Here is a 6679-nt window from a genome sequence, read left to right as displayed (position 1 = left end):
CGGTGGAGCTGCATGACAAGGTCATCGGGCATTATCTGAACATAAAACACTATCAGTAAGTTGGAGTCATTACCTGACCTTAGATGAAATAAACAATACTTACTATAATAACGATTATTACAATCAGGCAATAAGAGAGGAACCGATAGACTTTCTGGACAGATCGTTTTCCTCCAATTCATGGCCTTTTTAGTGAATAAATCATCACTAATTCTATAAGTGTCTGGTCTTGTTGAGAATATAGTTAATATGTAACCCTTTAGATTCACGATCTGAAGGGTTGAAACATGACATACGTTCAAAGATTAACCCCCGTTTGAAGGTTAGCTTGTTAGTTACATTTAGTAACACATATCTGGCTACTTAATCCCCATTCTGCCCCCGCGGTTACGCTTTCTTATCTATTCTTTCAATCAGCACTTCACCCAATTCATCCTTAATTCTAATAACTGGCTATTGCGCCTTACCTCCTGTTTTGTCTTTTTTCATTACCAATGTGTGCATATGAGGAACAATATGGCACTGCAAAATGAGAAAAATAGTCGTTATCTTTTACGCGACTGGAAACCAGAAAATCCGGCCTTCTGGGAAAATAAAGGAAAACATATTGCTCGAAGAAACCTCTGGATATCAGTCAGTTGTCTACTTCTTGCCTTCTGTGTCTGGATGCTATTTAGCGCAGTTACCGTTAATCTCAATAAAATCGGTTTTAATTTTACTACCGATCAACTCTTTTTATTAACCGCATTACCCTCCGTTTCTGGCGCATTATTGCGTGTTCCCTACTCCTTTATGGTGCCTATATTCGGTGGACGCCGATGGCCGGTTTTTAGTACTGCAATCCTGATTATTCCTTGCGTCTGGCTCGGAATTGCCGTGCAAAATCCGAATACTCCTTTTGGGATATTTATCGTTATCGCTTTGCTATGCGGTTTTGCAGGTGCAAACTTTGCTTCGAGCATGGGCAATATCAGTTTCTTCTTTCCAAAAGCCAAACAAGGGAGCGCTCTTGGGATTAATGGCGGATTAGGAAACTTAGGTGTAAGTGTAATGCAGCTGGTTGCACCGCTGGTCATTTTTGTACCTGTATTTGCCTTTCTCGGCGTCAATGGCGTACCGCAGGCCGACGGTTCGGTGATGTCGCTGGCGAATGCCGCATGGATTTGGGTACCGCTACTGGCGATTGCCACGATCGCCGCCTGGTCAGGGATGAATGATATCGCCAGTTCACGCGCCTCAATTGCCGACCAGCTCCCTGTCTTACAACGCCTGCATCTCTGGCTGCTGAGCCTGCTTTACCTTGCCACCTTCGGTTCGTTTATCGGTTTTTCTGCGGGTTTTGCCATGCTGGCAAAAACCCAGTTCCCGGATGTGAATATTCTGCGCCTGGCGTTCTTTGGCCCATTTATTGGTGCCATCGCGCGGTCGGTTGGTGGTGCTATTTCCGATAAATTCGGCGGCGTGCGGGTGACGTTGATCAACTTTATTTTTATGGCGATTTTCAGTGCCCTGCTGTTCCTTACCTTACCGGGCACAGGCTCCGGTAATTTCATCGCCTTTTACGCCGTATTTATGGGGCTGTTTCTGACCGCGGGTCTGGGAAGTGGTTCTACTTTCCAGATGATCGCCGTCATCTTTCGCCAGATAACCATTTATCGGGTGAAGATGAAAGGCGGTAGTGATGAGCAAGCTCAGAGAGAAGCCGTCACCGAAACGGCGGCAACGCTGGGCTTTATCTCAGCCATTGGCGCAGTGGGCGGCTTTTTTATTCCGCAGGCATTTGGCATGTCGCTCAATATGACCGGCTCTCCGGTCGGCGCGATGAAAGTGTTTTTAATCTTCTACATCGTTTGTGTGCTGCTGACCTGGCTGGTTTATGGTCGGCGGAAGTTCAGCCAAAAATAAGAGATCGATGCCTGATGTACAACCATGTCGCATCCGACAAGGCATCAGATCCCAATTCATTCCTGGAGCAGGAGTCATGTCATGAGTAAACTTTTGGATCGCTTTCGCTACTTCAAACAAAAGGGCGAAACCTTTGCCGATGGTCACGGACAGGTGATGCATAGCAACCGCGACTGGGAGGACAGCTATCGCCAGCGTTGGCAGTTCGACAAAATCGTGCGTTCCACCCACGGCGTTAACTGTACAGGCTCCTGTAGCTGGAAAATCTACGTTAAAAATGGTCTGGTGACCTGGGAAATCCAACAGACCGACTACCCGCGCACTCGCCCTGACCTGCCCAATCATGAACCTCGCGGCTGCCCGCGTGGCGCAAGTTACTCCTGGTATCTTTACAGCGCTAACCGCCTGAAATACCCGCTCATTCGTAAACGACTGATTGAACTGTGGCGCGAAGCCCTCAAACAACACAGCGATCCGGTACTGGCGTGGGCATCGATTATGAATGATCCGCAAAAGTGCCTGAGCTACAAACAAGTGCGTGGGCGCGGCGGGTTTATCCGCTCCAACTGGCAGGAACTAAACCAGCTGATTGCCGCCGCTAACGTCTGGACCATCAAAACCTACGGCCCGGATCGCGTTGCCGGTTTCTCGCCGATCCCGGCGATGTCGATGGTTTCTTACGCCGCCGGAACGCGTTATCTGTCGCTGCTTGGCGGCACCTGTTAAAGTTTCTACGACTGGTATTGCGACCTGCCGCCCGCCTCGCCGATGACCTGGGGCGAGCAAACCGACGTACCGGAATCTGCCGACTGGTATAACTCCAGCTACATCATCGCTTGGGGGTCTAACGTACCGCAGACACGTACGCCGGACGCCCACTTCTTTACCGAAGTACGCTACAAAGGCACTAAAACCATCGCCATTACCCCTGACTACTCTGAAGTGGCCAAATTGTGCGACCAGTGGCTGGCACCGAAACAAGGCACTGATAGCGCCCTGGCGATGGCAATGGGGCATGTGATTTTAAAAGAGTTTCATCTCGATAATCCCAGCGACTACTTTATCAACTACTGCCGCCGCTACAGCGACATGCCGATGCTGGTAATGCTGGAGCCTCGCGACGATGGTAGCTACGTTCCCGGGCGCATGATCCGCGCATCTGACCTGGTGGATGGACTGGGCGAAAGCAACAATCCGCAGTGGAAAACCGTAGCAGTTAATACCGCAGGTGAATTGGTAGTGCCGAACGGTTCGATTGGTTTCCGCTGGGGAGAAAAAGGCAAATGGAATCTGGAATCCATTGCCGCCGGTACGGAAACCGAATTGTCGTTAACCCTGCTCGGTCAACATGACGCTGTTGCAGGCGTGGCCTTCCCCTACTTTGGCGGCATTGAAAATCCGCATTTTCGCAGCGTAAAACACAATCCGGTGCTGGTGCGCCAATTGCCCGTTAAAAACCTGACGTTAGTCGATGGCAACACCTGTCCGGTGGTCAGCGTTTATGATTTGGTACTGGCGAATTACGGCCTCGATCGCGGGCTGGAAGATGAAAACAGCGCGAAAGATTACGCTGAAATCAAACCGTACACCCCAGCCTGGGGTGAGCAAATTACCGGCGTACCGCGCCAGTATATTGAAACCATCGCCCGCGAATTTGCCGATACCGCCCATAAAACGCATGGGCGCTCAATGATTATCCTCGGCGCAGGTGTTAACCACTGGTATCACATGGACATGAACTACCGCGGGATGATCAATATGCTGATCTTCTGCGGTTGTGTCGGGCAAAGCGGTGGCGGCTGGGCACACTATGTCGGCCAGGAAAAACTGCGCCCACAAACCGGCTGGTTGCCACTGGCCTTTGCGCTCGACTGGAACCGACCACCGCGCCAGATGAACAGCACCTCGTTTTTCTACAATCATTCCAGCCAATGGCGCTATGAAAAAGTCTCTGCTCAGGAGTTACTTTCACCGCTCGCCGATGCCAGTAAGTACAGCGGTCATCTGATTGATTTCAACGTTCGCGCCGAACGTATGGGCTGGCTACCTTCTGCGCCGCAGCTGGGGCGTAACCCGCTCGGGATTAAAGCTGAAGCCGACAAGGCCGGATTATCCCCCACAGAATTTACCGCCCAGGCGCTGAAATCGGGCGATTTACGTATGGCCTGCGAACAACCAGATAGCGGCAGCAATCATCCGCGTAATTTGTTTGTCTGGCGCTCTAACCTGCTTGACTCCTCCGGCAAAGGCCACGAGTATATACAGAAGTATCTGCTGGGGACCGAAAGCGGGATTCAGGGCGAGGAACTCGGTGCCAGCGACGGGATCAAACCGGAAGAAGTCGAGTGGCAAACTGCGGCGATTGAAGGCAAGCTCGACCTGCTGGTGACGCTCGACTTCCGCATGTCCAGTACCTGCCTGTTCTCCGATATCGTTCTGCCCACCGCCACCTGGTATGAAAAAGACGATATGAACACCTCGGATATGCATCCATTTATTCATCCGCTTTCTGCGGCGGTCGATCCGGCCTGGGAATCACGCAGCGACTGGGAAATCTACAAAGGTATTGCCAAAGCATTTTCGCAAGTGTGCGTGGGCCATCTTGGCAAAGAAACCGACGTGGTATTACAACCACTGCTGCATGACTCTCCGGCAGAGCTCTCACAGCCGTGTGAAGTGCTCGACTGGCGCAAAGGCGAATGCGATCTGATCCCGGGTAAAACCGCGCCGAATATTGTGGCGGTGGAGCGCGACTACCCTGCTACGTATGAACGCTTTACCTCGCTCGGGCCATTGATGGACAAACTTGGCAATGGCGGTAAAGGGATTTCGTGGAATACCCAGGATGAAATCGATTTCCTCGGCAAACTCAATTACACCAAGCGTGATGGCCCGGCACAGGGGCGTCCGCTGATTGACACCGCCATTGACGCTTCAGAAGTGATTCTGGCACTGGCACCGGAAACCAACGGTCATGTTGCAGTCAAAGCGTGGCAGGCGCTGGGCGAGATCACCGGGCGCGAACATACCCATCTGGCGCTGCACAAAGAGGACGAGAAGATTCGCTTTCGCGATATTCAGGCGCAGCCGCGTAAAATTATCTCCAGCCCCACATGGTCCGGTCTGGAAAGCGATCACGTATCCTATAACGCGGGATACACCAACGTTCATGAGTTAATTCCGTGGCGCACGCTGTCGGGACGCCAGCAGCTCTATCAGGATCATCCGTGGATGCGTGCTTTTGGTGAAAGCCTGGTGGCTTATCGCCCGCCTATCGACACCCGTAGCGTCAGTGAGATGCGCCAGATACCGCCAAACGGCTTCCAGGAAAAAGCACTTAACTTCCTGACGCCGCACCAGAAATGGGGCATTCACTCAACCTACAGTGAAAACCTGCTAATGCTGACGCTCTCTCGCGGTGGACCGATTGTCTGGATCAGCGAAACAGATGCCCGAGAACTGACCATTGTCGATAACGACTGGGTGGAAGTATTTAACGCCAACGGCGCGCTGACTGCCCGCGCGGTGGTCAGCCAACGTGTACCGCCGGGCATGACCATGATGTATCACGCCCAGGAACGCATTATGAATATTCCTGGTTCGGAAGTAACTGGCATGCGCGGCGGCATTCATAACTCGGTCACCCGCGTTTGCCCGAAACCGACGCATATGATTGGCGGTTACGCGCAGCTGGCCTGGGGCTTTAACTACTACGGCACCGTCGGTTCGAACCGCGACGAATTCATCATGATCCGCAAGATGAAGAACGTTAACTGGCTGGATGATGAAGGTCGCGATCAGGTACAGGAGGCGAAAAAATGAAAATACGTTCGCAAGTCGGCATGGTGCTTAACCTCGATAAATGTATCGGCTGCCATACCTGTTCGGTGACCTGTAACAACGTCTGGACCGGACGCGAAGGCATGGAGTACGCATGGTTTAACAACGTCGAAACCAAACCGGGCATTGGTTATCCGAAAAACTGGGAAGATCAGGAAGAGTGGCAAGGCGGCTGGGTCCGCGATGTGAATGGCAAGATCCGTCCGCGTCTGGGCAGCAAGATGGGCGTAATAACCAAAATCTTCGCCAACCCGGTGGTGCCGCAGCAGATTGATGATTACTACGAACCTTTCACCTTCGACTACGAACATTTGCATAGCACACCGGAAGGCAAACATATCCCTACTGCTCGCCCGCGTTCACTGATTGACGGCAAACGGATGGACAAAGTGATCTGGGGCCCAAACTGGGAAGAACTGCTGGGCGGCGAGTTTGAAAAACGTGCCCGCGACCGCAACTTCGAGGCCATGCAAAAGGAGATGTACGGGCAGTTTGAAAACACCTTCATGATGTACCTGCCGCGCCTGTGCGAACACTGCCTCAATCCCAGCTGCGTGGCGACCTGCCCAAGCGGCGCTATCTACAAACGCGAAGAAGACGGCATTGTGCTGATTGATCAGGATAAATGCCGTGGCTGGCGTTTGTGCATTAGCGGTTGTCCGTACAAAAAAATCTACTTCAACTGGAAAAGCGGCAAGTCAGAAAAATGTATCTTCTGTTATCCGCGAATTGAGTCAGGCCAACCCACCGTGTGCTCAGAAACCTGCGTGGGTCGCATCCGGTATCTGGGCGTGCTGCTTTACGACGCCGACCGCATCGAGGAAGCGTCGAGCACCGAGCGCGAAGTTGACCTCTATCGAGTAGGCAGCCTGACGGCTGCGGCTTGTCATGGTCTGCAATTACCGTTATAAAAACAGGCAATGTCATTGTCTTT

2 protein-coding genes and 3 pseudogenes are annotated in these 6679 nt (G+C 52.0%); all 5 read left to right on the top strand.

All coding sequences use genetic code 11. The annotated features are described in order from the left end of the window. The first annotated feature begins 2 nt into the window (after nt 1–2). The gene (locus ABZJ92_RS19920) at nt 3–59 is read left to right on the top strand and encodes an IS1 family transposase (RefSeq protein ID WP_003032489.1); all 57 of its coding nucleotides are present in this window, start codon (nt 3–5) and stop codon (nt 57–59) included. Nucleotides 60–73: 14 nt separating this feature from the next. Further along, nucleotides 74–193: pseudogene (locus ABZJ92_RS19915) on the top strand (hypothetical protein); the annotation flags it as partial. Between the two features lie 323 nt (nt 194–516). After that, entirely contained in the window at nt 517–1905 is a 1389-nt protein-coding gene (narU, locus tag ABZJ92_RS19910) for a nitrate/nitrite transporter NarU (protein WP_001207892.1), read from the top strand. 81 nt (nt 1906–1986) lie between these two features. Continuing rightward, a pseudogene (narZ, locus tag ABZJ92_RS19905) lies at nt 1987–5727 on the top strand (nitrate reductase Z subunit alpha). Then, a pseudogene (gene narH, locus ABZJ92_RS19900) lies at nt 5724–6602 on the top strand (nitrate reductase subunit beta); the annotation flags it as partial. The pseudogenes narZ and narH, both read left to right, overlap by 4 nt. Between the last annotated feature and the right edge of the window lie 77 nt (nt 6603–6679).

Source organism: Shigella sp. FJ200513 (assembly GCF_040495915.1).
Classification (GTDB): Bacteria; Pseudomonadota; Gammaproteobacteria; order Enterobacterales; family Enterobacteriaceae; genus ECMA0423.
This window is presented reverse-complemented; position numbering and strand designations above follow the sequence as displayed.

Coding starts and splice junctions, on each gene's coding strand:
- narU (WP_001207892.1), top strand. CDS start 517: ATGGCACTGCAAAATGAGAAAAATAGTCGTTATCTTTTACGCGACTGG.